Here is a 26,289-nt window from a genome sequence, read left to right as displayed (position 1 = left end):
AGGAGAGAGAGATGTCAGCAATCGCATTTATCGGTTTAGGGCAGATGGGCGCGCCAATGGCGAAGAATCTGCTGAAGCACGACCATTCGCTTTGCGTCTTCGACGTGAACCCGCAGGCCGTACAGGCGCTGGTGGAGTGCGGCGCGCAGGCAGCACAAACGCCTGAACAGGCAGCAAGAGGGGCCGAGTTTGTCATCACCATGCTGCCAAACGGCGACCTGGTGCGCTCGGTGCTCTTTGGCGAGCAGGGCGTGTGTGAAGGGTTATCCCGCGACGCGCTGGTCATTGATATGTCCACCATTCACCCGCTGCAAACCGACGCCCTGATCGGCGAAATGGCTGAGTCAGGTTTCAGCATGATGGACGTTCCCGTCGGACGCACCTCTGACCATGCCATCGCCGGGACATTGCTCCTGCTGGCAGGCGGCACGGCGCAGCAGGTTGAGCGCGCCACCCCAGTGCTGATGGCGATGGGCAACGAGCTGGTCAATGCGGGAGGTCCGGGCATGGGGATCCGCGTGAAGCTTATTAACAACTACATGAGCATCGCCCTTAACGCGCTTTCCGCCGAGGCGGCCGTACTGTGTGAAGCGCTCGGCCTCTCCTTCGATGTCGCGCTGAAGGTGATGAGCGGTACACCAGCGGGTAAAGGCCACTTCACCACCTCCTGGCCGAACAAGGTACTGAAGGGCGATCTTACGCCCGCCTTCATGATCGACCTGGCGCATAAAGATCTGGGGATCGCCCTGGATGTCGCAAACCAGCTGCACGTTCCGATGCCGCTGGGTGCCGCATCCCGCGAGGTCTACAACCAGGCGCGCGCCGCCGGACGCGGGCGCGAAGACTGGACGGCCATTCTTGAACAGGTTCGAGCATCCGCCGGGCTGAAAAAAACACACTGACAGGAAAGGATTGAGAAATGACGACGTACACCCTGAACGATATCACCCGGCCTTCCGGCGGTTTTGCAATGCTGGCCGTTGACCAGCGCGAGGCGATGCGCCTGATGTTTGCCGCGGCGGGTGCCCCGGTGCCGGTCAGCGACCAACACCTGACCGATTTTAAGGTCAACGCGGCCAAAATCCTCTCGCCGTATGCCTCTGCGATCCTGGTCGACCAGCAGTTTTGCTATCGCCAGATCGTCGAGCAGCAGGCGGTGGCCAAAAGCTGCGCAATGATTGTGGCCGCCGACGAGTTTATTCCGGGGAACGGTATTCCGGTCGACAGCGTGGTGATTGATAAAAATATCGACGCACAGGCGGTTAAACGCGACGGCGGCAAGGCGCTGAAACTGCTGGTGCTCTGGCGCAGCGACGAAGATCCGCAGCAGCGTCTGGAGATGGTGAAGGCGTTTAACCAGCTGTGTCACGACAACGGATTGCTGAGCATTATCGAGCCCGTTGTTCGCCCGCCGCGTCGCGGGGCCACCTTTAACCGCGAACAGGCGATTATCGAGGCGGCAAAAGAGCTCGGCGACAGCGGTGCCGACCTCTACAAGGTGGAGATGCCCCTGTTCGGCAAAGGTTCTCAGCAGGCGTTGCTGACCGCCTCGCAGAAGCTGAACGAGAACATCGCCATGCCGTGGGTGATCCTCTCCTCCGGCGTGGACGACAAACTCTTCCCCCGCGCGGTACAGGTTGCCATGCAGGCGGGCGCATCCGGTTTCCTTGCTGGTCGGGCCGTCTGGTCGTCGGTGGTGGGTCTGCCGGACACCGAAATGATGCTTCGCGATATTTCTGTACCGAAATTGCAGCGTTTGGGTGAGATCGTCGACGAAATGATGGCTCGCCGTTAAGAAAGGAGCTGAACATGAAATGGTTTAACACCCTGAGCCACAACCGCTGGCTTGAGCAAGAGACCGACCGCATTCTCGATTTCGGTAAAAATGCCGCCGTGCCGACCGGCTTCGGCTGGCTGGGCAATAACGGCCAGGTGCATAGCGATATGGGCACCCACCTGTGGATCACCGCCCGCATGCTGCACGTTTACGCGGTTGCCGCCAACATGGGGCGTCCTGGCGCGTATGCGCTGGTTGAGCACGGCATCAACGCCCTGAACGGCCCGCTGCGCGACAGTCAGCACGGCGGCTGGTATGCCTGCGTTAACGATGAGGGCGTGATCGACGCCTCCAAGCAGGGTTATCAGCACTTCTTCGTGCTGCTGGGTGCGGCAAGCGCCGTCACCACCGGCCACCCGCAGGCGCGCCCGCTTCTCGACGAGGCCATTGCGGTGATCGAGCGCTACTTCTGGAGCGAAGAGGAGCAGATGTGCCTCGAATCCTGGGATGAAGCGTTCAGCAAGACCGAAGATTACCGCGGCGGTAACGCCAATATGCACGCCGTGGAAGCCTTCCTGATCGTCTATGACGTGACGCACGATCGTAAATGGCTCGACCGCGCCCTGCGCATTGCCTCGGTGATTATTCACGACGTGGCGCGCAAGGGAGACTATCGCGTTAACGAGCATTTCGACACTCACTGGAACCCGATCCGCGATTACAACATCGATAACCCCGCCCACCGCTTTCGCGCCTACGGTGGCACGCCGGGCCACTGGATCGAGTGGGGCCGCCTGATGCTACACCTGCGCGCCGCGCTGGAAGCCCGCTTTGAAACGCCGCCAGCGTGGCTGCTGGAAGATGCGAAAGGCCTGTTCCACGCCACCATCCGTGATGCCTGGGCGTCCGACGGGGCCGATGGTTTTGTCTACTCCGTGGGCTGGGACGGCAAGCCTATCGTGCGCGAACGCGTGCGCTGGCCGATCGTCGAGGCGATGGGCACGGCTTATGCGCTCTATACGGTCACCGGCGAGGCACAGTACGAGGCGTGGTATCAGACGTGGTGGGATTACTGCATCAAATACCTGATGGATTACGAAAACGGTTCGTGGTGGCAGGAGCTGGATACCAATAACGAAGTGACCACCAAAGTCTGGGACGGCAAGCAGGATATCTATCATCTGCTGCACTGCCTGGTGATCCCCCGCCTGCCGCTGGCACCGGGCTTAGCCCCTGCTGTCGCCGCCGGTTTGCTGGACAGCCTGGCTAAATAATAAAAACGGAGTTTATATGCGTACCCTACACAGTATTGATTTAAAGAAAACTGAAACAGGTTTCACCCTGCGCTGGCAGGACCGCCTGATTGTCTCCCACTCCGCCGATGCGCCCTGCCTGTGGATCGGTGCGGGTAAGGCGGATATAGAGATGTTTCGCGGCAACTTCAGCATCAAAGACAACCTGAATGAGAAGATCGCGCTGACCGAAGCGACGGTGACGCAGCAAGAGGCGGGCTGGGCGATCCGCTTCACCCGCGGCGACACGGTGAGTGCCACGCTGCGGATCGGTGTGGATGCAGAAGGTCGCCTGGAACTCAGGCTGCAAAACGACGCCACCAGCCATAACCGCATCTGGCTGCGGCTGGCAGCGCAGCCGGAGGATCATATCTACGGCTGCGGAGAGCAGTTCTCCTACTTTGACCTGCGCGGCAAGCCGTTCCCGCTGTGGACCAGCGAGCAGGGCGTGGGGCGTAACAAGCAAACTTACGTCACCTGGCAGGCCGACTGCAAAGAGAACGCCGGGGGCGACTACTACTGGACCTTCTTCCCGCAACCCACCTTTGTGAGCACCCAGAAGTACTACTGCCACGTCGATAACAGCTGCTACATGAACTTCGACTTCAGCGCGCCGGACTACCATGAGCTGGCTTTCTGGGAAGATAACGCCACGCTGCGCTTCGAATGTGCAGAAACCTACGTCGATCTGCTAGAAAAACTCACCGCCCTGCTGGGCCGTCAGCCGGCACTGCCGGACTGGGTTTATGATGGCGTGACGCTCGGCATTCAGGGCGGCACCGACGTGTGTCAGCAGAAGCTCGACGCCATGCGTAACGGCGGCGTGAAGGTGAACGGTATCTGGGCGCAGGACTGGTCCGGCATTCGCATGACCTCCTTCGGCAAACGCGTGATGTGGAACTGGAAGTGGAACAGCGAGCTTTATCCGCAGCTGGATACCCGCATTCCGCAATGGAAACAGGAAGGCGTGCAGTTCCTCTCCTACATCAACCCGTACGTCGCCAGCGATCGCGACCTGTGCGAAGAAGCAGCGAAACGCGGCTATCTGACGAAAAACGCCGAGGGTAAGGATTACCACGTCGAATTCGGCGAGTTTTACGCGGGCGTTATCGACCTGACCAACCCCGAAGCCTATGACTGGTACAAAGAGGTCATCAAAAAGAACCTGATTGAACTGGGCTGCGGCGGCTGGATGGCCGATTTCGGCGAGTATCTGCCGACCGACACCTTCCTGCATAACGGCGTAAGCGCGGAAATTATGCATAACGCCTGGCCTGCGCTGTGGGCGAAATGTAACTACGAGGCGCTGGAGGAGACCGGCAAGCTTGGCGAGATCTTGTTCTTTATGCGCGCGGGCTATACCGGCAGCCAGAAGCACTCGGTGATGATGTGGGCGGGCGATCAGAACGTCGACTGGAGCCTCGATGATGGCCTGGCTTCGGTTGTTCCCGCGGCGCTCTCGCTGGCGATGACCGGCCACGGCCTGCACCACAGCGATATCGGCGGTTATACCACGCTGTTCGGGATGAAGCGCAGCAAAGAGCTGCTGCTGCGCTGGTGCGATTTTAGCGCCTTCACGCCGATGATGCGTACCCACGAAGGCAACCGCCCTGGCGATAACTGGCAGTTCGACGCCGACGCCGAAACCATCGCCCACTTCGCGCGGATGACCAGGGTCTTCACCACGCTGAAGCCGTATATCAAAGCCGCGGTTGCGCAGAACGCTAAAACGGGCCTGCCGGTGATGCGCCCGCTGTTCCTGCACTACGAAGACGACGCGCGCGCCTACACGCTGAAGTATCAATACCTGCTTGGCCGCGATCTGCTGGTGGCACCCGTTCACGAAGAGGGCCGCACCGACTGGATCCTCTACCTGCCACAGGACACCTGGGTGAATGCCTGGACGGGAGAAACCTGTCAGGGCGGTGACGTTACCGTCGAAGCCCCGCTCGGCAAAACTCCGGTCTTCTATCGCCAGCAAAGCGAATGGGCAGATCTGTTTAGCACCTTACGTCATATCTGATAAGGCTCGCCCGCAGGGAGACCTGCGGGCAGACGGAGAACAATAATGAGTCAACATACTTCTGATCCGGCAACCCTACGCCTGCCGTTTAAAGAAAAACTCGCCTACGGGATGGGCGATCTCGGCTCTAACATCCTGCTGGATATCGGCACGCTGTACCTGCTGAAGTTTTATACCGACGTGCTGGGCCTGCCTGGCACCTACGGCGGCATTATCTTCCTGATCGCCAAGTTCTTTACCGCCTTTACCGATATGGGCACCGGGATCATGCTCGACTCCCGGCGCAAGATCGGGCCGAAGGGCAAATTCCGCCCGTTCGTGCTCTATGCGGCGTTTCCGGTCACGCTGCTGGCGATTGCAAACTTCGTCGGCACGCCGTTTGAGATAACCGGCAAAACGGTGATGGCGACGGTGCTGTTCATGCTGTACGGCCTGTTCTTCAGCATGATGAACTGCTCTTACGGCGCCATGGTACCCGCCATTACCAAAAACCCGGACGAGCGCGCCGCGCTGGCGGCCTGGCGTCAGGGCGGCGCGACGCTGGGCCTGCTGCTGTGTACCGTCGGCTTTGTCCCGGTGATGAACCTGATTGAAGGCAATGATCAGCTGGGCTATATCTTTGCCGCCACCCTGTTCTCGTTGTTCGGGCTGTTCTTTATGTGGTGGTGCTATAAGGGCGTGACCGAGCGCTACGTCGAGGCGCAGCCCGCTAACCCCGCACAAAAACCGGGCCTGCTGCAGTCGTTTCGCGCCATCGCCGGCAACCGCCCGCTGTTTATTCTCTGTATTGCCAACCTCTGCACGCTGGGGGCCTTTAACGTCAAACTCGCCATCCAGGTCTACTACACGCAGTACGTTTTGAACGACCCGATCCTGCTGTCGTACATGGGCTTCTTCAGCATGGGCTGTATTTTTATCGGCGTGTTTATGATGCCCGGCGCGGTGCGTCGTTTCGGTAAGAAAAAGGTCTACATCAGCGGGCTGATGATTTGGGTGGCCGGCGATCTGCTCAACTACTTCTTCGGCGGCGGCTCGGTGAGCTTTGTGGCGTTCTCATGCCTGGCGTTCTTCGGCTCCGCGTTTGTGAACAGCCTGAACTGGGCGCTGGTGTCCGATACCGTGGAGTACGGCGAGTGGCGCACCGGCGTGCGCTCCGAAGGGACGGTCTATACCGGGTTTACCTTCTTCCGTAAGGTTTCCCAGGCGCTGGCGGGCTTTTTCCCGGGGATCATGCTGACGCAAATCGGCTATGTGCCCAACGTGGTGCAGTCTGACGGAACGGTTGAAGGGCTACGGCAGCTGATATTTATCTACCCGAGCCTGCTGGCGGTCATCACCATCGTGGCGATGGGCTGCTTCTACAACCTCAACGAGAAGATGTATGTGCGCATCGTGGAAGAAATTGAGCTGCGCAAACGTACGGCCTGAATGACTTGAGCGCGCGCCCTGCGGGGCGCGCAGAGGATCGACCATGACACATACTCCTGATCCGTTAACCCTGAAGCTGAGCCTGCGCGAGAAGTGCGCCTATGGGATGGGCGATTTTGGCTCGAATCTGATGCTCTGTATCGGCACGCTGTATCTGCTGAAGTTTTACACCGATGAGCTGGGCATGCCCGCCTTCTATGGCGGCATTATTTTCCTGGTCGCGAAGTTTTTTACCGCCTTTACCGACATGCTGACCGGGGTGCTGCTGGATTCCCGGCGTCATATCGGCGCGAGGGGCAAATTCCGGCCATTCATTCTGTATGCCTCTGTGCCGGTGGCGCTGGTTGCCACGGCGCAGTTTATGGCCAACGATTTTAGCCTGACGGTGAAGACGGCCCTCGCCACCGTGCTCTTTATGATGTTCGGCCTGTGCTATAGCCTGATGAACTGCTCTTACGGCGCGATGGTTCCGGCCATCACCAAAAACCCGAACGAGCGGGCGCAGCTTGCGGCATGGCGTCAGGGCGGCGCGACGGTGGGGCTATTACTCTGCACCGTCGGCTTTATGCCCATTCAGGCGCTGTTCGTCAGCCAGCCCTCCCTCGGCTATCTGGTGGCCGCACTGGTGTTTGTCACCGGCGGTTTGTTCTGCATGTGGTGGTGCTACAGCGGCGTAAAAGAGCGGTATGTCGAGATCTCGCCCGATCACCATAAACCCGGGATCCTGAAGTCCTTCTGCGCCATCTTCCGCAACCCACCGCTGCTGGTGCTGTGCATTGCTAACCTCTGCACCCTGGCGGCGTTTAACATCAAGCTGGCGATTCAGGTCTATTACACCCAGTACGTGCTTAACGATCTGCATTTGCTGTCGTGGATGGGCTTTTTCAGCATGGGCTGCATTCTGATTGGCGTGTTTCTGGTGCCCGGTGCCGTAAAACGCTTTGGCAAGAAGCCGGTTTATCTGGGCGGACTGGCGCTGTGGGCAGTGGGCGACGTGCTGAACTTCTTCTGGGGGACCAGCTCGCTGCTGTTCGTGCTCTTTTCCTGCATGGCCTTTTTCGGCACGGCGTTTGTGAACAGCCTGAACTGGGCGCTGGTGCCGGACACCGTCGATTACGGCGAGTGGAAAACGGGCATTCGCGCCGAAGGATCGGTCTATACCGGCTACACCTTCTCACGCAAAATCTCCGCCGCCCTCGCCGGGTTCCTGCCGGGCATTATGTTGACGCAAATTGGGTATATTCCTCATGCCGTGCAGAGCGCTGGCACGCTGCTGGGATTGCGTCAGCTTATTTTCCTCTGGCCGTGCGGCCTGGCAATCGTTGCCGCCGTGACCATGGGGCTGTTTTATAAACTCAACGAAACGCGCTTCGCGTTAATCATCGAGGAGATTGGAAAGCGGAAAAAACAGTCAGCGAATACCCCTGAGACAACCCCTAACAATAAAGCGTCAGCAGTCACTTTATAACAATAAATCCGGCCCGCAGTTCCTTCCTGATAATCAGGAGGGAGGCCTTTCTGTACTTGATACATGGACAAATTATGAAAAGAATCATCACTGTACTGATTGTGTCGTCTGTGTCCTGCCCGGTATTTGCCGGGGCGTATGTTGAAACCCGCGAAGCCTACAATACGGCCTCTGAGCTTCACGAGGTGATCCTGCGCGCGGGATATAACTTCGATATGGGCGCGGGGCTGATGTTCACCAACGCCTATAACGTGGGGAAATGGGACGAACTCAAGCACAGCTATAACGAAATAGAGGGGTGGTACCCGCTCTTTAAACCGACCGACAAACTCACCTTTCAGCCCGGCGGCCTGATTAACGACAGTAGTGCCGGTTCGGGTGGTGCCCTTTATTTTGACACTAACTATAAATTCACGGACGGGTTTAATCTGACGTTCCGCTATCGCTATAACCATAATAATTACGATACGCCGGACGATAACGGGCTTATGGATAAGAATGACACGCACGAATTCGCCAACTACTGGAATTTCAGGCTTACGGATGCGTTTTTCTACACCTTTGAACCGCACTATTTTCAGCGGGTGAATGATTACCACAGCAAAAACGGCAAGGATCATCATTGGGAAATAACGAATAAGTTCAGCTATAAGCTCGACAGAAACTGGCTGCCGTATCTCGAACTTCAGTGGCTGGATAGATGGAATGATTACAACCGGGAGCAGTATCGAATCCGTTTGGGATTACGCTACGCGTTCTAATAAAAAAGCCGCTGATCTCTCAGCGGCTTTTTAGTGTCCATCAGTGAAGATTAATCTTCTTTCGGACCGCGCATTGCGCGTTTACGGTCGTTCTCAGTCAGGTGACGTTTACGGATACGAATTGACTGTGGAGTCACTTCTACCAGTTCGTCATCATCGATGAACTCCAGAGCTTGCTCCAGGGTCATCTTGATCGGTGGAACCAGAACCGTCGCTTCGTCAGTACCGGACGCACGCATGTTGGTCAGTTTCTTACCGGTCAGGCAGTTTACAGTCAGGTCGTTAGAACGACTGTGAATACCGATGATCTGGCCTTCGTAAACTTCCGCACCGTGACCCAGGAACAGCTTACCGCGGTCCTGCAGGCTGAACAGGGCGAACGCAACCGCTTTACCCTGACCGTTAGAGATCAGAACGCCGTTGTTACGCTGGCCAACGTCGCCTGGACGAACGTCGTCGTAGTGGCTGAAGGTGGAGTACAGCAGACCGGTACCTGAAGTCATGGTCATGAACTCAGAACGGAAGCCGATCAGGCCACGGCTTGGGATCACGTAGTCGAGACGTACGCGGCCTTTGCCATCTGGATTCATGTTTTTCAGGTCGCCTTTACGCTCACCCAGAGCCTGCATCACAGAACCCTGGTGCTGCTCTTCAACGTCCAGCGTCACGTTTTCGAACGGCTCTTGTTTACGGCCGTCGATTTCGCGGAAGATAACTTTAGGACGGGAAACCGCCATTTCGAAACCTTCACGACGCATGTTTTCGATCAGAACTGACAAGTGCAGCTCACCACGACCGGAAACGCGGAAGGCGTCCGCATCAGGGGTCTCTTCAACGCGCAGCGCAACGTTGTGCACCAGCTCTTTGTTCAGGCGGTCAAGGATCTGACGAGAGGTAACGAACTTACCTTCTTTACCACAGAACGGAGAGGTGTTGACGTTGAAGAACATGGATACGGTCGGTTCATCAACGGACAGGGCTGGCAGCGCTTCAACTTTCTGCGGATCGCAGATAGTGTCGGAGATGTTCAGCTCGCCCAGACCGGTGATGGCAATGATATCGCCAGCTTCAGCGATGTCGCTATCGATACGCTCCAGACCCAGGTGAGTCAGCACTTTGCCCACTTTACCGTTACGGGTTTTGCCTTCGCTATCGATGATAGTGACTTGCTGGTTAGGCTTAACTTTACCGCGCTTGATACGACCAATGCCGATAACGCCAACGTAGTTGTTGTAATCGAGCTGAGAGATCTGCATCTGCAGGGTGCCGTCGAGATCAACGTTTGGTGCAGGAACACGGTCAACAATTGTCTGATACAGCGGGGTCATGTCTTCCGCCATATCTTCGTGGTCCAGACCTGCAATACCGTTCAGCGCGGAAGCATAAACGATAGGGAAGTCCAGCTGTTCGTCGGTCGCGTCGAGGTTAACGAACAGGTCGAATACCTGATCTACAACCCAGTCAGGACGCGCGCCAGGACGGTCAACTTTGTTGATAACAACAATTGGCTTCAGACCATGGGCGAACGCCTTTTTGGTCACAAAGCGCGTCTGCGGCATTGGGCCATCCATTGCGTCAACGACCAGCAGAACGGAGTCTACCATGGACATTACACGCTCAACTTCACCACCGAAGTCGGCGTGGCCTGGGGTATCAACGATGTTGATACGGTAGTCATTCCATTTGATGGCGGTGTTTTTGGCGAGGATGGTAATCCCACGCTCTTTCTCCAAATCGTTGGAGTCCATCACACGCTCTTGAGTTTCGGCACGAGCATCAAACGTACCGGACTGCTGCAGCAGCTTATCAACCAGGGTAGTTTTACCATGGTCAACGTGCGCGATGATGGCGATGTTACGCAAATTTTCGATCACAACTTTGCCTCAGGCATTTAGAAATAGCGCGTTATTGTACACGGATTAATCGCACTACAAAACAGGATCACAAACATCCCCCGCAAACAAGTATTGCAGAGATGCTTTGTGATCACTTTCACGGAGCGGTAAAAGGGCACTTTAACGTAAATTGCACCAATATGGTGCTTAATGTTCACATTGAAGCACTATACTGGTGCAACATGACCATCATGGTGCAGCCCTTTTGCACTATAGTGCGCATGATAACGCCTTTTTGGGGTGTTTTAAAAGTTGGCACAGATTTCGCTTTATAAAAAACATGGCATCCAGCCAGTACAAACAGAAATTGAAGACCTCGTTACCACGACGACAATGACCAATCTGGAGAGTTAAGTATGTCCGCTGAACACGTTTTGACGATGCTGAACGAACATGAAGTGAAGTTTGTTGATCTGCGCTTCACCGATACCAAAGGTAAAGAACAGCACGTCACTATTCCTGCTCATCAGGTAAACGCCGAATTCTTTGAAGAAGGCAAAATGTTTGACGGCTCCTCCATTGGTGGCTGGAAAGGCATTAACGAATCCGACATGGTTCTGATGCCAGATGCAACCACTGCGCTCATTGACCCGTTCTTCGAAGAACCAACCCTGATCATCCGTTGCGATATCCTCGAACCAGGCACGCTGCAGGGTTACGACCGCGACCCGCGCTCCATCGCGAAGCGCGCTGAAGAGTACCTGCGTTCCACCGGCATCGCAGATACCGTTCTGTTTGGGCCAGAGCCAGAGTTCTTCCTGTTTGACGACATCCGTTTCGGCGCGACCATTTCAGGTTCCCATGTTGCTATCGATGACATCGAAGGCGCATGGAACTCCTCCACCAAATACGAAGGTGGTAACAAAGGTCACCGTCCTGGCGTGAAAGGCGGTTACTTCCCGGTTCCTCCGGTCGACTCTTCACAGGACATCCGCTCTACCATGTGTCTGATCATGGAAGAGATGGGCCTGGTGGTTGAAGCACACCACCACGAAGTGGCAACGGCTGGCCAGAACGAAATCGCGACCCGCTTCAACACCATGACCAAAAAAGCGGACGAGATTCAGATCTACAAATACGTTGTTCACAACGTGGCACACCGCTTCGGTAAAACAGCGACCTTTATGCCAAAACCGATGTTTGGCGATAACGGTTCCGGTATGCACTGCCACATGTCTCTGTCCAAGAACGGTACCAACCTGTTCTCTGGCGACAAGTATGCTGGTCTGTCCGAGCAGGCGCTGCACTACATTGGCGGTGTGATCAAACACGCTAAAGCCATCAACGCCCTGGCGAACCCAACCACCAACTCCTATAAGCGTCTGGTCCCAGGCTACGAAGCGCCGGTTATGCTGGCCTACTCTGCCCGTAACCGTTCTGCTTCTATCCGTATCCCGGTTGTTGCCTCTCCGAAAGCGCGTCGTATTGAAGTGCGCTTCCCGGACCCAGCGGCTAACCCATACCTGTGCTTCGCCGCGCTGCTGATGGCTGGCCTGGACGGTATCAAGAACAAGATCCACCCTGGCGAAGCCATGGACAAAAACCTGTATGACCTGCCGCCAGAAGAAGCGAAAGAGATCCCACAGGTTGCCGGTTCTCTGGAAGAAGCCCTGCAGGCGCTGGACGCAGACCGTGAGTTCCTGACCGCGGGCGGCGTGTTCACCGATGAAGCTATCGACGCTTACATCGCGCTGCGCACTGAAGAAAACGACCGCGTGCGTATGACTCCGCACCCGGTTGAGTTCGAGCTGTACTACAGCGTTTAAGTTAGAGATGAAAACCTGGCGAATTTCTTGTCATAAAACGAAAGACGCCAGAAGATTTTTTGTTGCCGTGGAAACTTTCAGCCCATCTTCGGATGGGCTTTTTTCACCACCAACAACCTGATTTGACGAGTTTTTTACCGCGAAAACGCTATACTGCACTAAAAGAGTGCAATCAACGTCAGGAGACTGCTGAATGGCAACTGGCACGCTGCCCGATGCTGGGCAGATCCTCAATTCACTGATTAACAGCATCTTACTGGTCGATGATGAGCTGGCTGTTCATTTCGCCAACCCAGCGGCACAGCAGCTGCTCGCCCAGAGTTCACGCAAACTGTTCGGCACCCCGCTGCCGGAACTCTTAAGTTATTTTTCGCTGAATATTGGTCTGATGCAGGAGAGTCTGCAGGCGGGCCAGGGCTTTACCGATAACGAAGTGACGCTGGTGATTGACGGGCGCTCGCATATTCTCTCCCTGACCGCCCAGCGGCTGCCTGAAGGATTAATTCTGCTTGAGATGGCGCCGATGGATAATCAGCGTCGCCTGAGCCAGGAACAGCTTCAGCATGCGCAGCAGGTTGCCGCCCGCGATCTGGTGCGGGGATTGGCCCATGAAATCAAGAATCCGCTTGGCGGACTGCGGGGTGCTGCGCAACTGCTCACCAAAGCCCTGCCCGACCCTGCGCTGGCGGAATATACCAATGTCATCATTGAGCAGGCAGACCGTCTGCGTAATCTGGTGGACCGTTTGCTTGGCCCGCAGCAGCCCGGTATGCACGTCACGGAGAGCATTCACAAGGTCGCCGAGCGCGTGGTGAAACTGGTCTCTATGGAGCTGCCTGAAAACGTCACTCTGGTGCGGGATTACGATCCCAGCCTTCCCGAACTGCCACATGATCCGGACCAGGTTGAGCAGGTTCTTCTCAATATTGTGCGTAATGCCTTGCAGGCATTAGGACCTCAGGGCGGTGAAATTGTGCTGCGTACGCGCACGGCGTTCCAGCTAACGCTGCACGGGGTGCGCTATCGTCTGGCCGCGCGGATTGATGTGGAAGATAACGGCCCAGGCATTCCTTCCCAGCTGCAGGACACGATCTTTTACCCCATGGTAAGCGGTCGCGAAGGTGGCACCGGGCTGGGCTTATCCATTGCCCGTAATTTGATTGATCAGCATTCCGGCAAAATTGAATTTACCAGTTGGCCGGGTCATACCGAGTTTTCGGTTTACCTGCCGATTCGGAAATAGAGGGTTAAGTTATGCAACGAGGGATAGTCTGGGTAGTTGATGACGATAGCTCCATCCGCTGGGTGCTTGAACGCGCGCTAACCGGCGCAGGGTTACATTGCACAACCTTTGAAAGCGGCAACGACGTGCTCGACGCACTCACCACCAAAACCCCGGATGTGCTGTTATCTGACATCCGCATGCCCGGCATGGACGGGCTGGCGCTGTTGAAGCAGATAAAGCAGCGTCATCCAATGCTTCCGGTCATCATAATGACCGCACACTCGGATCTGGACGCAGCCGTTAGCGCCTATCAGCAAGGGGCCTTCGACTATCTGCCCAAGCCGTTTGATATTGATGAAGCCGTGGCGTTGGTTGAACGCGCGATTAGCCATTATCAGGAGCAGCAACAGCCACGTAACACGCCGGACTTTGGCCCCACCACCGATATCATTGGCGAAGCGCCCGCAATGCAGGATGTGTTCCGCATTATTGGTCGTTTGTCGCGCTCCTCTATCAGCGTGCTGATTAACGGTGAATCGGGTACCGGTAAAGAACTGGTCGCACATGCTCTGCATCGCCACAGCCCGCGGGCAAAAGCCCCCTTTATCGCCCTGAACATGGCGGCGATCCCCAAAGACCTGATTGAGTCTGAACTCTTTGGTCACGAAAAAGGAGCCTTTACCGGCGCAAATACTATTCGTCAGGGGCGATTTGAGCAGGCCGATGGTGGCACGCTCTTCCTGGATGAGATCGGCGACATGCCGCTGGATGTACAGACACGTTTACTGCGCGTACTGGCTGATGGCCAGTTCTATCGCGTGGGCGGCTATGCCCCGGTGAAGGTGGACGTGCGTATTATTGCGGCCACCCATCAGAATCTGGAGATGCGGGTGCAGGAGGGCAAATTCCGTGAGGATCTGTTCCACCGCCTGAACGTCATCCGTGTACACCTGCCGCCGCTGCGTGAGCGTCGGGAGGACATTCCACGTCTGGCGCGTCATTTCCTGCAGGTTGCGGCCCGTGAACTGGGCGTTGAAGCGAAGTTGTTGCACCCGGAGACGGAAGCGGCTTTAACGCGTCTGGCATGGCCTGGTAACGTGCGTCAGCTGGAAAATACCTGTCGCTGGCTGACGGTCATGGCAGCGGGCCAGGAAGTGCTGATTCAGGATCTGCCGCCTGAGCTGTTTGAAGCGCCTGTTCCGGAAAGCGCCGGCGGCCAGACATTGCCCGACAACTGGGCAACGCTGCTGGCCCAGTGGGCTGACCGTGCGCTGCGATCCGGTCATCAAAATCTGCTTTCCGAGGCGCAACCGGAGATGGAACGTACTCTGCTCACCACTGCGCTGCGTCATACCCAGGGGCATAAGCAGGAGGCGGCACGCCTGCTGGGTTGGGGACGCAATACGTTAACGCGCAAGTTAAAAGAGCTGGGAATGGAGTAGTACGCGTACCGATTGTAAAAATGGGCAGTCAGGTGCAATTTGCTGCATTTTTATACTTTACTGTTCCGATGAGTTGGGTATGATCTCGCCCGAAAATCGGGGAGAGTCATCATGCTGGAATCAATTATCACTATGGCGGCAGGGAGCATCGAGGCGGGTGCAGCTGCCGGCCATACGCCACAAACCGCAATCGCTGCGGTGCTCTGTGCGGCACTGGTTGGGCTGTTTAGCTGACCGAAACCCCTCTCCCCCTGGGAGAGGGGTACATATCAAATGACGCGCGAGAACTGCTGTAGACGCGCTTTCTGACGCAAATACGCGTCGAAACACATGCAGATATTACGAATCAATAAACGCCCTTTCGGCGTCACTTCAATTGCGTGCTCGTTAACATCCACCAGCCCATCTTTCGCCAGCGGTGCGAGCAGACTCATATCTTCTGCAAAGTAGTCGCTAAATTGCAGATCCCATTGCGCTTCTACCTCACTAAAGTCGAGACGGAAGTTGCAGATAAGTGCTTTGATCACATCACGACGGATGCAGTCGTCACGCGTTAACGCGATGCCGCGCCAGAGCGCATTACCGGTTTCATCAACCTGCTGATAATAGAGCTTTAACTCTTTCTGATTTTGCGCGTAGCAGTCACCCAGCATGCTGATTGCCGAGACCCCCATCCCCAGCAGATCGGTATCGCCCTGCGTGGTATAGCCCTGGAAATTACGGTGCAGTACCCCTTCGCGCTGAGCAATTGCCAGCTCGTCATCCGGGCGGGCGAAGTGATCCATCCCGATAAACTGATAGCCGGTTTCGGTCAGCGAGGCGATGGTTTCCTGCAGGATATCCAGCTTCTGCTGGGCAGAAGGCAGATCGGCCTCTTTAATTTTGCGCTGAGCGGCAAACAGCGTCGGCAGGTGCGCATAGTTGAAGACACTCAGACGGTCCGGGTTAAGTTCGCCCACGCGCTTCAACGTGAAGGCGAAGCTTTCAGGCGTTTGCTTAGGCAGACCGTAAATCAGATCAATGTTGGTCGAGGTAAACCCGATATCACGCGCGTGGTTGAGCAGGGCAAAGATAAAGTCTTCGTCCTGCTCGCGGTTAACCAGCCGCTGGACCTCTTTGTTAAAGTCCTGCACGCCCATACTCAGGCGGTTGAATCCTTCAGCGCGGAGGTGATCCAGCACATCCAGCTCAATTTCGCGCGGGTCAACTTCAATTGAGATCTCTGCGTCATCGATGAAAGCGAAGTTATTACGCAGTAGCGTCATCAAACGGCTAATCTGCGCTTTATTCAGATAGGTTGGTGTGCCGCCGCCCCAGTGCAGCTGAGTGACGTGACGACCCGCAAACAGTGGCGCACGATGCACAATTTCTTGTTCCAGGGCATCCAGATACTGATCGGCTTTATGCTGCTGGCGGGTAACAATTTTATTGCAGCCGCAGAAATAGCAGAGCTTGTGGCAGAAAGGAATATGAACATACAGGGAGAGCGGGCGCTCAGGATAACGCGCAACAGCCTGCAAAAAATCGGGTTCTTTGAACGCGTCTGAAAACTCAAGCGCGGTCGGATACGAGGTATAACGTGGCCCGGAATAGTTATATTTCTGGATCAGGGCCAGATCCCAGTCGATGGTTGGTACAGACATGCTCACTCCCTCCGTTGGTGTCGCGTTCGTTTACGGCGGCCCGGCCTGGTTCCTGTAGGCGCCAGCATCCGGGTGCGCAGCCACTTCTGTCGCCGCGACAACCGCCGTAGTTTAACGAATAACCACACCAGATAACATACAACCGGAAGGGTTATAAGCAGGACAACTGTACCTGCCGGGTGCAAATGTTAATTTCCACCTTTCAGAAGACGCATCATATCTTCTTTCTTTTCTTCTTCTTCGTCTTCTTCTTCTTCGTCGTCGTAAGACAGACCAAGCTTCTGCATCAGTTCGTCGATGCGGTCCAGTTTAGCATCTACCCAGGACTGCTCTTCGGCGGTCAGGGCTTCACCCTCTTCAAGACGTTCCAGCAGCGCGTCCAGGCGCTCATCGTTCTCCAGCATATCCAGCTCAGCCTGCGGTGAAAGCATAGGTTTCTCGCTCTTTGGTTTGTGCTGCTTAGTGACTGGGGTGTCGGTCACGCCCAGTGGAATGGGAGTTTTACTGCCAATACGCGGATCTTTCTGCTGTTTGTTTTTCGCAGAAGAACCGGATGCACCGCTTCCGCTGGCACGACTGCCCGCAGCATGACCACGATGCTTTTTATCGCGCTTACGATCGCGTGCTTCCTGATTCAGTTCTTCACGCGTTTTGCGTCGGGCTTTTGCGGGGCGCTTAGCACCTGCTGCAGAGGTCGGTTTTTTCATGGTGTTTTGTCTTTTACGTCGTTTTCTTCAGTATAGAATTGCGGCGAAATCTAGCAGAAAGCAAGCAAAGAAAAAAGGCGACAGAGCAATCTGTCGCCTTTTTTCCTGACTCTTACCCTTATCGGGTCTCACGTTCCGTGTATGCCTTCAACAAACCCTGTTTTTCCGTTAGCAGATACCGTCCGTGATATGTTCCCTTTCCTTTTAAACGCCTCCAGGCGTTCGTCATCCTGACTATCCTGAGTCTTCGCCTCCTGGCGCTCCTGACCCTTATCCTTAAGTCCGTATCCTGTTGGCATCCTCGCCGTTGAGAGATACTTTACCGTCCTGAAGTAAACTAACAAGCCACTCGCGTTATTTAACGCTTAATTTCAGAATTGGCTGAATACCTAATCACCTGATTTTAATCATTTTGATTTTCATATGCCCTACGATTTCTCTGAAATCTCCCATAGGCTGAATGGCATATCTCTTACAAATTTTATGGTTTTTACTTACAGAGCCAGTGCCAATGGGAAAAGCCTTTTTGTTCTGTTCAGGTATAATCCCCCTCAACGTTACGAATTTCTGGAGACAACCACGTGACCAAGCTGAATTATCACCAGACGCATTTTGTTCTGAGTGCGCCTGATATCCGTCATTTGCCTGCTGATACTGGTCTTGAAGTGGCATTTGCCGGCCGGTCAAACGCGGGGAAATCCAGCGCCCTGAACACGCTGACCAATCAAAAAAGCCTTGCCCGTACTTCTAAAACGCCGGGGCGTACGCAACTTATTAACCTGTTCGAAGTGGCGCCAGGTAAACGCCTGGTCGACTTGCCTGGCTACGGCTATGCAGAAGTTCCGGAAGAGATGAAGCTGAAATGGCAGCGCGCGCTCGGTGAGTATCTGGAAAAACGTCTGTGCCTGAAAGGGTTAGTGGTACTGATGGATATCCGTCATCCGCTTAAAGATCTCGATCAGCAGATGATCAACTGGGCCGTCGAGAGCGATATCCAGGTGCTGGTTCTGTTAACCAAAGCTGACAAGCTGGCCAGCGGAGCACGTAAGGCGCAGCTGAATATGGTGCGTGAGGCTGTACTGGCCTTTAACGGCGATGTTCAGGTTGAAGCGTTTTCTTCTCTGAAGAAGCAAGGCGTGGATAAGCTGCGTGAGAAGTTAGATAGCTGGTATAACGAGCTGGAACCCGCGACAGAAGCGGAAGAGTAATAATCAGCGCGGCGATGTCCGCGCTTTTTTTTGGCTCAAATATTTTCTTTGCCCCAATAAAAAACGCCCCAGTCATTACTGACTGGGGCGGCTAAAATATTCAGCCAAATCCGATTACGTGAAGTAAAAGGTCTGAAAGATAGAACATCTTACCTCTGTACCCTACGTCGTTAACTCTACTCTTTTTTGGGTTATAGACAAAGCACTTTTTGTAGTTTTTTTTCATTCTTTACATAGGTAAATCGAATGATCGTCACAAAAAGTTCTTAGTTATGTTGCTTACTTACAGGAAATTCCCTTTTCCCCCAGTATGTTTAGTGAGCTTGATCCCAGTTTTCGCCACTTCCTACTTCCACCAGCAGCGGAACATCCAGTTTCATGCTGTTTTCCATCAATTCATGGATCTTATGCGTTGCCGCCTCGAGATCGTCTTTGTGTACCTCAAAGACCAGTTCATCGTGTACCTGCATGATCATATGCACCCGCGGCTTTTCCTTTTCCAGCCACGCATCGACGGCGATCATCGCGCGCTTAATAATATCCGCTGCGGTGCCCTGCATCGGGGCGTTAATCGCCGCACGCTCTGCGCCGGCACGACGCGCCGCATTGCTGGATTTGATATCCGGCAGGTACAGGCGTCGGCCATCGAGCGTTTCGACATAGCCTTGCTCTTTCGCCTGGGCGCGGGTGCGTTCCATGTACTGCAGCACGCCAGGATAACGTTCAAAGTACAAATCCATATACCGCTGGGACTCTTTACGCGGAATGTTCAGCTGACGCGACAGGCCGAATGCGCTCATACCGTAGATCAAACCGAAGTTGATCGCTTTAGCGCTGCGACGCTGTTCGTTCGTCACGCTCTCCAGCGGCAGACCAAAGACTTCGGCGGCCGTTGCGCGGTGAATGTCCTGGCCTTCAGCAAACGCCGTCAGCAAGCCTTTATCACGCGACAGATGCGCCATAATACGCAGCTCAATTTGCGAGTAGTCCGCTGAGACGATCACGTAATCTTCCGGAGCAATAAATGCCTGGCGAATACGTCGCCCCTCTTCGTTACGTACCGGGATATTTTGCAGGTTAGGATCGGTGGAGGATAGACGACCTGTCGCCGCCACCGCCTGGTGGTACGAGGTATGCACTCGTCCGGTTTTGGGATTGATCATCAACGGCAGCTTGTCTGTATAGGTCGACTTCAGCTTCGCCAGCCCGCGATATTGCAGAATCACTTTCGGCAGCGGGTAGTCCAGCGCCAGCTCCTCAAGCACCTCTTCTGACGTCGATGGTGCGCCGCCCGGCGTTTTCTTCAGCGGTTTTATTCCCTGCTTCTCAAACAGGATGGTCTGCAGCTGTTTAGGCGAAGAGAGATTAAACGGCTCGCCGGCGAGCTCATGGGCTTTTTGCTCGAGCTCCGTCAAGCGCTGCGCCAGCTCGCCAGAATGGTTATGCAGTACCGTTGGGTCAATTTTGACGCCGTTGCGTTCAATACGGGAAAGCACCGGCACCAGCGGCATCTCTACATGCTGGAATACGTTCATTGGGCCTGCCTGCTTTTGCAGTTTTGGCCACATTTTCAGATGCAGCTGCAGGGTAACGTCCGCATCTTCTGCGGCATAACGGCCCGCTTCTTCAAGCGCAATCTGGTTAAAGGTAAGCTGATTCTTGCCCTTACCGGCGATCGCTTCAAAGGTGATGGTTTGATGCTTCAGCCAGCGGTCAGATAGCGAATCCATATCATGACGGCCCGCCACGCTATCCAGAATGTAGGATTCCAGCATGGTATCGAAGGCGATACCGCGAAGCTCAATACCGTAATTCTGCAGTATGCCACGGTCATACTTCAGGTTTTGCCCGACCTTCAGCGCTTTGTCATCTTCCAGAATAGGTTTCAGTAGTTCAAGAACACGTTCGCGAGAGATCTGATCCGGGGCATCCAGGTAGTCATGTGCCACAGGAACATAGGCCGCAATGCCCGGCTCCGTCGCAAACGACAGGCCTACCATATTGGCTGAAATGTTATCGAGACTATCGGTTTCGGTATCAAATGCGAAAACCGGCGCGTTTTTTAATTTCTCGATCCAGGCGACCAACCGTGACTCTTCGAGAACCGTTTCGTAGTGTTCAAAAGAGAGCGTCACGGCTTCTTCTTCTGCCTGCTCTTCAGCATCGACCATAATTGTCTCTTTCGGCTTCGCCGCGGGTTTTGCCCCTTTCGCCTGCAGCCATTTACCCGCTTCTACGTCTGCGCTCCAGCGTTTGAATTCATACTGTTTAAACAGACTCAGCAGTTCGTCTGCTGCAGGCTGTTGTACTTCAAGCTGTTCGCAGCCCAGCTCTAGCTCTACGTCGGTTTTAATGGTGGCCAGCTTATAAGAGAGATAAGCCACCTCTTTGTTATCGGCAAGCTTACCCGCCATGGTTTTCGCACCACGGAAGGTGAGACCGGCAATTTTGTCCGATTCTGCGTAGAGCGTATCCAGCCCGCCTAACCCCTGCAGCAATGCCTGGGCGGTTTTCTCACCCACACCCGGTACGCCGGGAATGTTATCCGAGGAGTCGCCCATCAGAGCGAGGAAATCGATAATCAACTCTGGCGGTACACCATATTTTGCGACCACCTCTTCTGGCCCCAGAATCGTGTTGGTCATGGTATTGATGAGGGTGATCCCTGGCGTAACCAGCTGCGCCATATCTTTATCACCCGTACTAATCAGAACCGGACGACCCATTTTTTCGGCTTCACGCGCCAGGGTACCAATCACGTCGTCTGCTTCAACACCCGATACCGCCATTAAAGGCAGACCCATTGCTTTGACCATCTTGTGCAGCGGTTCAATTTGCGCGCGCAGATCGTCTGGCATTGGCGGACGGTGAGATTTGTAGTGCTCAAACAGCTCATCACGGAAGGTTTTACCCTTGGCATCAAAGACCACAGCCGCGTGGCTGGGTTGATACTGCATGATTAAACTGCGCAGCATGTTCAGCACGCCGTACATTGCGCCGGTAGGCTCTCCGGCGCTGTTGGTCAGAGGAGGAAACGCATGATACGCCCGATACAGGTATGAAGAGCCGTCGACGAGAATAAGAGGGTTTTCTGGGATCTGAACCATAGTGTCCGTGCCTTTGAGTAATTTATGGATAAAGGATGCCACATCAGGATGAAAACATCAGTTTTTCAGGCCTAATACAGACAAAGATTTTGCGATCGTCGGGATCGTTCGCAAAACCCGCCTGTGGATAAGTTTGTGTGTAGTTTCTGGCAGCCTGGATAACTCTCCGTATCCGCGATCCTTATAAATATATTAATCATTATTTATCAGTTGCTTATATTTCGATCCCGGACAGATTAACGGACCTGGCGACTATTTACTCCATGTGGATATTAACTACGCCAGCCTAAATAAACAGAATAAACCTCCGCTACAACAGCGTTTTCCTCACTGCCCCACGTTAAACCACCGTTCTTTTGCCTGATTTCTGGTAAAATCAGCGCCCTGCGCCTGCACTAGAGGGCGATACTCACGTAACTCTTTGAAAATACTAATCATGTCGAGACTGCTCGCTGCGATAATACTGTTGATCAGTGTCGCATTAACTATTCTGCTCACCATCGCCTGTTCTGTGCCGATCATCATTGCCGGCGTCATTAAATTGCTAATGCCGTTACCGGGCGTATGGCGCGCAGTCTCTACTTTTTGCAATTTCATGATGTATTGCTGGTGCGAAGGATTAGCTGTTCTGCTCAAACTCAACCCCCATTTAAAATGGGATGTGCAGGGCCTTGAGGGGTTAAACAAGAAAAACTGGTATTTGCTCATCTGCAACCATCATAGCTGGGCAGACATCGTAGTGTTGTGTGTGCTCTTCCGCTCGCATATTCCCATGAACAAGTATTTTCTTAAGCAGCAGTTGGCCTGGGTTCCTTTTCTGGGCCTGGCATGCTGGGCGCTCGATATGCCTTTTATGAAGCGCTATTCGCGCAGTTATCTTATTCGCCATCCTGAACGGCGTGGACAGGATGTCGACACTACCCGGCGTTCTTGCGAAAAATTTCGTGTTCATCCCACAACTATCGTGAATTTTGTGGAGGGATCGCGCTTCACTGAAGAGAAGCAGCAGCAAACGCACTCTCCTTATCGTCACCTACTGGCGCCCAAGGCAGCAGGCATCGCTATGGCTGTCCATGTCCTGGGCCAGCAGTTCGATAAGTTGCTTAACGTTACGCTCTGTTATCCTGAGAATGATCAGACGCCTTTCTTTGACATGCTAAGCGGTAAGCTGACACGCATTGTAGTACGTGTGAATCTGATGCCTGTGGCGGAGGAACTGCACGGGGATTATGTTAACGACAAGAATTTTAAACGCCGTTTCCAGCTCTGGCTGAACACGTTATGGAGCGAGAAAGACGCGCTTATAGAGAACCTCAAAGCAGAATATAAAAAAGCCGGTCATTGACCGGCTGTTTTTTTACTTTTTCTCTACCAGGTATTTCACCGTATCAGCATATTGCTGTACGAAAATATCCATGCTGCTGGTGTCCATGCCCTGCATGTTCAGCTGATATTTACCGTTAACATACATTGCCGGAACGCCGCGCAATTGCATGTCGGCAGCAGCCTTTTCCTGCTGAGCTACAAGGGATTTCACCACGAAGCTATTCCAGGCCGCGTCGTACTCTTCGCCTTTCACGCCCGCGTCTACAAAGACTTTACGGATATCGGCAGTTGTCTGCACGGTCTGCGTTTTCTGCACCGCTTCGAACATTGGCGCAGTGATTTTATCTTCCACGCCCAGCGCCATCGCTACGGCCCATGCCTGCGTCAAATCTTTACCCAACGGGCCAAGAAACTCGACATGGTATTTGGTCATTTTGGTGCCTTCTGGCAGTTTTTTCTTCACGTTATCGGAAACGTGGAGAACCTGCTCGAACTCATAGCAGTGCGGGCAGTAGAAGGAGAAGAACTCAAGCACCTGAGGTTCTCCGGCGACAGGCTTTTCAAGGGTGATGTACTGTTTGCCATCGGTGAACTGCGCTGCCGATGCGCTAAATGCCAGAATCATACCTGCCAGCGCCAGCCAAATTTTTTTCATGATCACTTATCTCCTGGATGTGTCGGATTAATACATGGGCGTTAATTGTAAAGGGGGTTCCTGAAGAACCTTCACTTGTTCAACAAAGGTGGAAATCTGATTACGCCAGTAATCTTCGCCGGTAAGCCACGGGAAGTTTCTGGGGAACGCGGGATCGTCCCAACGCCTGATTAACCATGCGAGATAATATACAAAACGCATGGCGCGTAAAGGCTCAATCAGGGCAATTTCATCTGAATCGAACGGCGTAAATTCTTCATATGCTTCGATAATAGTTTCAAGCTGCATACGCTGCTCGGCTTTATCGCCGTTCAATAACATCCAGAGATCCTGAATGGCCGGGCCCATACGGGCGTCATCGAGATCGACAAACAACGGGCCATCTCGCCAGAGAATATTCCCGGCATGACAGTCCCCATGCAGTCGCAGCGTATTGACGTTGTCGTCCCAGCGCGCAGAGACAGCAGCGATAAGTTTATCCGTCGCGCTAAGGAAAGATGCTTTCAGGGCGGAGGGGATCAGCGAGGAGGTCTCGAAGACCTGCCGCGGTTCGTGCAGATATTCCTGCGTACCGATAGTCGGGCGAACGTTAAACGCTTTTTTCTGCCCCGTCTGATGGATTCGGCCGAGATAGCGCGCCACCCACTCCATCTGATCGATGTTATCGGCTTCAAATTGTCTGCCACCAAGACTGGGGAAGACGGCAAAAGAGAAGCCCTGATGCGTTAATAGCGTTTGGTTAGCGAAGGCAAGGGGGGCGGCGACCGGTACCTCATCAGCCAGCAGATCGAGCGCAAACTGATGTTCTTCCTGGATTTGCTCAGCAGTCCAGCGCTGTGGGCGGTAAAACTTCACCACGAAGCGCTGGCGATCCTCGTCCTGAAACTGGTAGACGCGATTTTCGTAGCTGTTTAAGGGAGTAAGTCCGGAGTCCACACGAATGCCCTGTTCAAACAGTGCATCCATAATGGTATCCGGATGTAAGGTCTGGAAATTGAAAGCCTGGTCGTTCATCCGATCATCCGGAAATTATACGAATGATTCAGGATATCATTTAACGACGCAAACGGTGGTGCCTCTTACAAGCTTTTACTCTTTAATTATGCCGCGCGCACGCAACAAAGCGGTTTTGAAATCCTCTTCATAATCTTTCTTAATCCCCGGAATTGCCGCGTCTTTTTCGCTATCACGCATTTTTAAGTGATAGATCAGAATGTCGTCAGAAAGGTCGGTCAGCTCGCCCTCAAAACCTGACTCCTGAGCCAGTTTCTGTAAAAATTGCATCAGGTTCAGCTCTGGCTCTTTTTGCCAGGCTGGCTGGAGAAGTTCAATGACTTCGTTGAGACGTTTACATTTCATGATGATGCTCCTTTCGTTTAGAGTGACACGTTAGCAGGGTCAATCCCACAATAAAAGAGGCGATATTAGTGAGCCAGGTGAGTAATATCTGCGGCGTGATCCTTGCGGGGGGCAAAGCTTCTCGCATGGGCGGGATCGATAAAGGTCTACAAAGTCTAAACGGCAAACCGCTATGGCAGCATGTCGCGGACGCATTGCGTCGCCAGGTCGCGACGCTGGCGATCAGTGCCAACAGGAATCTCGACATTTATCAATCCAGTGGGTATCCGGTTTATCAGGATCGGTTGCCTGGTTTTCCGGGTCCCCTTGCCGGCATGTTATCGGTGATGCAGCAGTCACAGGCGGAGTGGTTTCTGTTCTGCCCCTGCGATACCCCCTTCATTCCTGCCAATCTGGTGGAACGCTTTCTATCTGCAGCAGCAGACGCGCCGGTTGTCTGGGCGCATGACGGTGAGCGTGACCATCCCGCCGTGGCATTGTTACACCGCAGATTAATAGCACCACTAGAGGATTACCTGACGGCTGGAGAGCGGCGTGTCATGGTTTTCCTGCGTCAATCCGGAGGGCACGCAGTGGATTTCAGCGATCTGAAATCGTCATTTATCAACATCAATACCATTGAAGAGATCATTAAGCATCAGGGGACGATATGACACCGATTCTGGCCATCGCTGCCTGGAGCGGCACAGGTAAAACGACACTGTTAAAAGCACTGATCCCGGCACTATGTGCCAGAGGGATCCGGCCAGGTCTGATTAAACACACGCATCACAATATGGATGTAGATATACCGGGTAAGGATAGCTATGAGCTACGCAAAGCCGGGGCATCGCAAACGCTGGTCGCCAGTAATAACCGTTGGGCGTTGATGACCGAAACACCGAGCGCAGAGCCACTGGACTTGCATTACCTGGTGAGCAGAATGGATCATTCTGTATTGGATCTGGTGCTGGTCGAGGGGTTTAAACATGAAGCCGTACCGAAGATTATTCTTTTCAGAAGTAATGCCGGGCACAGTCTTAGCGAGCTAACGCTGGATAATCATGTTATCGCTGTAGCCAGCGATATTCAGCTGGATCTGAAGGTTCCATTGCTGAATTTGAATGACACAGACAGTCTGGTGTCGTTTATTGAGACGTGGTTAGCAGCGCAATAACCCGCATTTTGCGAATTATGACGTTATAAGAACGCAAAAAGCCCATCCTTC

22 protein-coding genes are annotated in these 26,289 nt (G+C 54.1%); 15 read left to right on the top strand and 7 right to left on the bottom strand.

Annotated elements, in window-relative coordinates:
- Positions 1-11 precede the first annotated feature (11 nt).
- From yihU to ompL, 7 genes are all read left to right on the top strand, one after another.
- Positions 12-902, top strand: a complete 891-nt coding sequence (gene yihU, locus B2Q93_RS03520) for a sulfolactaldehyde 3-reductase (protein ID WP_233804108.1) — start codon at positions 12-14, stop codon at positions 900-902.
- Between the two features lie 17 nt (positions 903-919).
- Positions 920-1,795: a sulfofructosephosphate aldolase gene (gene yihT, locus B2Q93_RS03515; RefSeq protein WP_006179115.1), complete on the top strand. Its 876-nt coding sequence runs from the start codon at positions 920-922 to the stop codon at positions 1,793-1,795.
- A 14-nt stretch (positions 1,796-1,809) separates the two neighbouring features.
- Positions 1,810-3,051 (top strand): sulfoquinovose isomerase, encoded by a 1,242-nt coding sequence (gene yihS / locus B2Q93_RS03510; RefSeq protein ID WP_286931823.1) that lies wholly within the window; start codon positions 1,810-1,812, stop codon positions 3,049-3,051.
- A gap of 16 nt (positions 3,052-3,067) precedes the next feature.
- Positions 3,068-5,092, top strand: a complete 2,025-nt coding sequence (locus B2Q93_RS03505; protein WP_286931822.1) for an alpha-glucosidase — start codon at positions 3,068-3,070, stop codon at positions 5,090-5,092.
- 45 nt (positions 5,093-5,137) lie between these two features.
- The gene (locus tag B2Q93_RS03500; RefSeq protein WP_046886179.1) at positions 5,138-6,520 is read left to right on the top strand and encodes an MFS transporter; all 1,383 of its coding nucleotides are present in this window, start codon (positions 5,138-5,140) and stop codon (positions 6,518-6,520) included.
- Positions 6,521-6,563: 43 nt separating this feature from the next.
- Positions 6,564-7,988 (top strand): MFS transporter, encoded by a 1,425-nt coding sequence (locus B2Q93_RS03495; RefSeq protein ID WP_040077947.1) that lies wholly within the window; start codon positions 6,564-6,566, stop codon positions 7,986-7,988.
- Between the two features lie 74 nt (positions 7,989-8,062).
- Positions 8,063-8,749 carry a porin OmpL gene (gene ompL / locus B2Q93_RS03490; RefSeq protein WP_046886178.1) on the top strand — a complete coding sequence of 229 codons (687 nt, stop codon included), beginning with the start codon at positions 8,063-8,065 and terminating at the stop codon, positions 8,747-8,749.
- Positions 8,750-8,799: 50 nt separating this feature from the next.
- Here the strand turns inward: ompL and typA are convergent, their stop codons facing one another.
- Positions 8,800-10,623 carry a ribosome-dependent GTPase TypA gene (gene typA / locus B2Q93_RS03485; RefSeq protein ID WP_046886177.1) on the bottom strand — a complete coding sequence of 608 codons (1,824 nt, stop codon included), beginning with the start codon at positions 10,621-10,623 and terminating at the stop codon, positions 8,800-8,802.
- Positions 10,624-11,000: 377 nt separating this feature from the next.
- Between typA and glnA the strand changes: the two genes are divergently transcribed.
- From glnA to B2Q93_RS03465, 4 genes are all read left to right on the top strand, one after another.
- Positions 11,001-12,410 (top strand): glutamate--ammonia ligase, encoded by a 1,410-nt coding sequence (glnA, locus tag B2Q93_RS03480; RefSeq protein WP_040077943.1) that lies wholly within the window; start codon positions 11,001-11,003, stop codon positions 12,408-12,410.
- 193 nt (positions 12,411-12,603) lie between these two features.
- Positions 12,604-13,653: a nitrogen regulation protein NR(II) gene (gene glnL / locus B2Q93_RS03475; RefSeq protein WP_040077941.1), complete on the top strand. Its 1,050-nt coding sequence runs from the start codon at positions 12,604-12,606 to the stop codon at positions 13,651-13,653.
- An 11-nt stretch (positions 13,654-13,664) separates the two neighbouring features.
- The gene (glnG, locus tag B2Q93_RS03470) at positions 13,665-15,077 is read left to right on the top strand and encodes a nitrogen regulation protein NR(I) (RefSeq protein WP_046886176.1); all 1,413 of its coding nucleotides are present in this window, start codon (positions 13,665-13,667) and stop codon (positions 15,075-15,077) included.
- A 111-nt stretch (positions 15,078-15,188) separates the two neighbouring features.
- The gene (locus tag B2Q93_RS03465) at positions 15,189-15,311 is read left to right on the top strand and encodes a YshB family small membrane protein (protein WP_154298886.1); all 123 of its coding nucleotides are present in this window, start codon (positions 15,189-15,191) and stop codon (positions 15,309-15,311) included.
- A gap of 35 nt (positions 15,312-15,346) precedes the next feature.
- Here B2Q93_RS03465 and hemN read toward each other — a convergent pair whose 3' ends face one another.
- Positions 15,347-16,720 (bottom strand): oxygen-independent coproporphyrinogen III oxidase, encoded by a 1,374-nt coding sequence (gene hemN, locus B2Q93_RS03460; protein ID WP_263617194.1) that lies wholly within the window; start codon positions 16,718-16,720, stop codon positions 15,347-15,349.
- A 188-nt stretch (positions 16,721-16,908) separates the two neighbouring features.
- On the bottom strand, positions 16,909-17,427 hold the full coding sequence (gene yihI / locus B2Q93_RS03455; protein WP_046886174.1) for a Der GTPase-activating protein YihI: 519 nt from the start codon (positions 17,425-17,427) through the stop codon (positions 16,909-16,911).
- A 581-nt stretch (positions 17,428-18,008) separates the two neighbouring features.
- Between yihI and yihA the strand changes: the two genes are divergently transcribed.
- Positions 18,009-18,635 (top strand): ribosome biogenesis GTP-binding protein YihA/YsxC, encoded by a 627-nt coding sequence (gene yihA / locus B2Q93_RS03450; protein WP_046886173.1) that lies wholly within the window; start codon positions 18,009-18,011, stop codon positions 18,633-18,635.
- A gap of 314 nt (positions 18,636-18,949) precedes the next feature.
- Here yihA and polA read toward each other — a convergent pair whose 3' ends face one another.
- Entirely contained in the window at positions 18,950-21,742 is a 2,793-nt protein-coding gene (polA, locus tag B2Q93_RS03445; protein WP_286931821.1) for a DNA polymerase I, read from the bottom strand.
- Between the two features lie 436 nt (positions 21,743-22,178).
- Here polA and B2Q93_RS03440 point away from each other — a divergent pair, with 436 nt between their 5' ends.
- A complete protein-coding gene (locus tag B2Q93_RS03440) occupies positions 22,179-23,087 on the top strand; it encodes an acyltransferase (protein WP_286931820.1) in 909 nt (302 codons plus the stop codon).
- Between the two features lie 12 nt (positions 23,088-23,099).
- Here the strand turns inward: B2Q93_RS03440 and dsbA are convergent, their stop codons facing one another.
- The 3 genes from dsbA to B2Q93_RS03425 all read right to left on the bottom strand — a co-directional run bounded on the left by dsbA (position 23,100) and on the right by B2Q93_RS03425 (position 25,082).
- Entirely contained in the window at positions 23,100-23,723 is a 624-nt protein-coding gene (dsbA, locus tag B2Q93_RS03435; protein WP_046886170.1) for a thiol:disulfide interchange protein DsbA, read from the bottom strand.
- Between the two features lie 27 nt (positions 23,724-23,750).
- On the bottom strand, positions 23,751-24,737 hold the full coding sequence (locus tag B2Q93_RS03430; protein ID WP_046886169.1) for a serine/threonine protein kinase: 987 nt from the start codon (positions 24,735-24,737) through the stop codon (positions 23,751-23,753).
- A gap of 75 nt (positions 24,738-24,812) precedes the next feature.
- Positions 24,813-25,082 (bottom strand): YihD family protein, encoded by a 270-nt coding sequence (locus B2Q93_RS03425; protein WP_046886168.1) that lies wholly within the window; start codon positions 25,080-25,082, stop codon positions 24,813-24,815.
- 68 nt (positions 25,083-25,150) lie between these two features.
- Here B2Q93_RS03425 and mobA point away from each other — a divergent pair, with 68 nt between their 5' ends.
- The gene (gene mobA, locus B2Q93_RS03420; RefSeq protein WP_286931819.1) at positions 25,151-25,735 is read left to right on the top strand and encodes a molybdenum cofactor guanylyltransferase MobA; all 585 of its coding nucleotides are present in this window, start codon (positions 25,151-25,153) and stop codon (positions 25,733-25,735) included.
- A complete protein-coding gene (gene mobB, locus B2Q93_RS03415) occupies positions 25,732-26,238 on the top strand; it encodes a molybdopterin-guanine dinucleotide biosynthesis protein MobB (protein ID WP_046886166.1) in 507 nt (168 codons plus the stop codon). Before mobA ends, mobB begins: the two co-directional genes overlap by 4 nt.
- Positions 26,239-26,289 lie beyond the last annotated feature (51 nt).

It is taken from the genome of Leclercia sp. UBA5958, from assembly GCF_002430365.1.
Lineage (GTDB): Bacteria > Pseudomonadota > Gammaproteobacteria > Enterobacterales > Enterobacteriaceae > Enterobacter > Enterobacter pneumoniae.
The sequence above is the reverse complement of the archived record's forward strand: the minus strand, read 5'-3'. Positions and strand labels throughout refer to the sequence as shown.

What these genes read in the sequence shown, in the direction of transcription:
- yihU (WP_233804108.1), top strand. Translation starts at nt 12, where the DNA reads ATGTCAGCAATCGCATTTATCGGTTTAGGGCAGATGGGCGCGCCAATG.
- yihT (WP_006179115.1), top strand. Translation starts at nt 920, where the DNA reads ATGACGACGTACACCCTGAACGATATCACCCGGCCTTCCGGCGGTTTT.
- yihS (WP_286931823.1), top strand. Translation starts at nt 1,810, where the DNA reads ATGAAATGGTTTAACACCCTGAGCCACAACCGCTGGCTTGAGCAAGAG.
- B2Q93_RS03505 (WP_286931822.1), top strand. Translation starts at nt 3,068, where the DNA reads ATGCGTACCCTACACAGTATTGATTTAAAGAAAACTGAAACAGGTTTC.
- B2Q93_RS03500 (WP_046886179.1), top strand. Translation starts at nt 5,138, where the DNA reads ATGAGTCAACATACTTCTGATCCGGCAACCCTACGCCTGCCGTTTAAA.
- B2Q93_RS03495 (WP_040077947.1), top strand. Translation starts at nt 6,564, where the DNA reads ATGACACATACTCCTGATCCGTTAACCCTGAAGCTGAGCCTGCGCGAG.
- ompL (WP_046886178.1), top strand. Translation starts at nt 8,063, where the DNA reads ATGAAAAGAATCATCACTGTACTGATTGTGTCGTCTGTGTCCTGCCCG.
- glnA (WP_040077943.1), top strand. Translation starts at nt 11,001, where the DNA reads ATGTCCGCTGAACACGTTTTGACGATGCTGAACGAACATGAAGTGAAG.
- glnL (WP_040077941.1), top strand. Translation starts at nt 12,604, where the DNA reads ATGGCAACTGGCACGCTGCCCGATGCTGGGCAGATCCTCAATTCACTG.
- glnG (WP_046886176.1), top strand. Translation starts at nt 13,665, where the DNA reads ATGCAACGAGGGATAGTCTGGGTAGTTGATGACGATAGCTCCATCCGC.
- B2Q93_RS03465 (WP_154298886.1), top strand. Translation starts at nt 15,189, where the DNA reads ATGCTGGAATCAATTATCACTATGGCGGCAGGGAGCATCGAGGCGGGT.
- hemN (WP_263617194.1), bottom strand. Translation starts at nt 16,720, where the DNA reads ATGTCTGTACCAACCATCGACTGGGATCTGGCCCTGATCCAGAAATAT.
- yihI (WP_046886174.1), bottom strand. Translation starts at nt 17,427, where the DNA reads ATGAAAAAACCGACCTCTGCAGCAGGTGCTAAGCGCCCCGCAAAAGCC.
- polA (WP_286931821.1), bottom strand. Translation starts at nt 21,742, where the DNA reads ATGGTTCAGATCCCAGAAAACCCTCTTATTCTCGTCGACGGCTCTTCA.
- B2Q93_RS03440 (WP_286931820.1), top strand. Translation starts at nt 22,179, where the DNA reads ATGTCGAGACTGCTCGCTGCGATAATACTGTTGATCAGTGTCGCATTA.
- dsbA (WP_046886170.1), bottom strand. Translation starts at nt 23,723, where the DNA reads ATGAAAAAAATTTGGCTGGCGCTGGCAGGTATGATTCTGGCATTTAGC.
- B2Q93_RS03430 (WP_046886169.1), bottom strand. Translation starts at nt 24,737, where the DNA reads ATGAACGACCAGGCTTTCAATTTCCAGACCTTACATCCGGATACCATT.
- B2Q93_RS03425 (WP_046886168.1), bottom strand. Translation starts at nt 25,082, where the DNA reads ATGAAATGTAAACGTCTCAACGAAGTCATTGAACTTCTCCAGCCAGCC.
- mobB (WP_046886166.1), top strand. Translation starts at nt 25,732, where the DNA reads ATGACACCGATTCTGGCCATCGCTGCCTGGAGCGGCACAGGTAAAACG.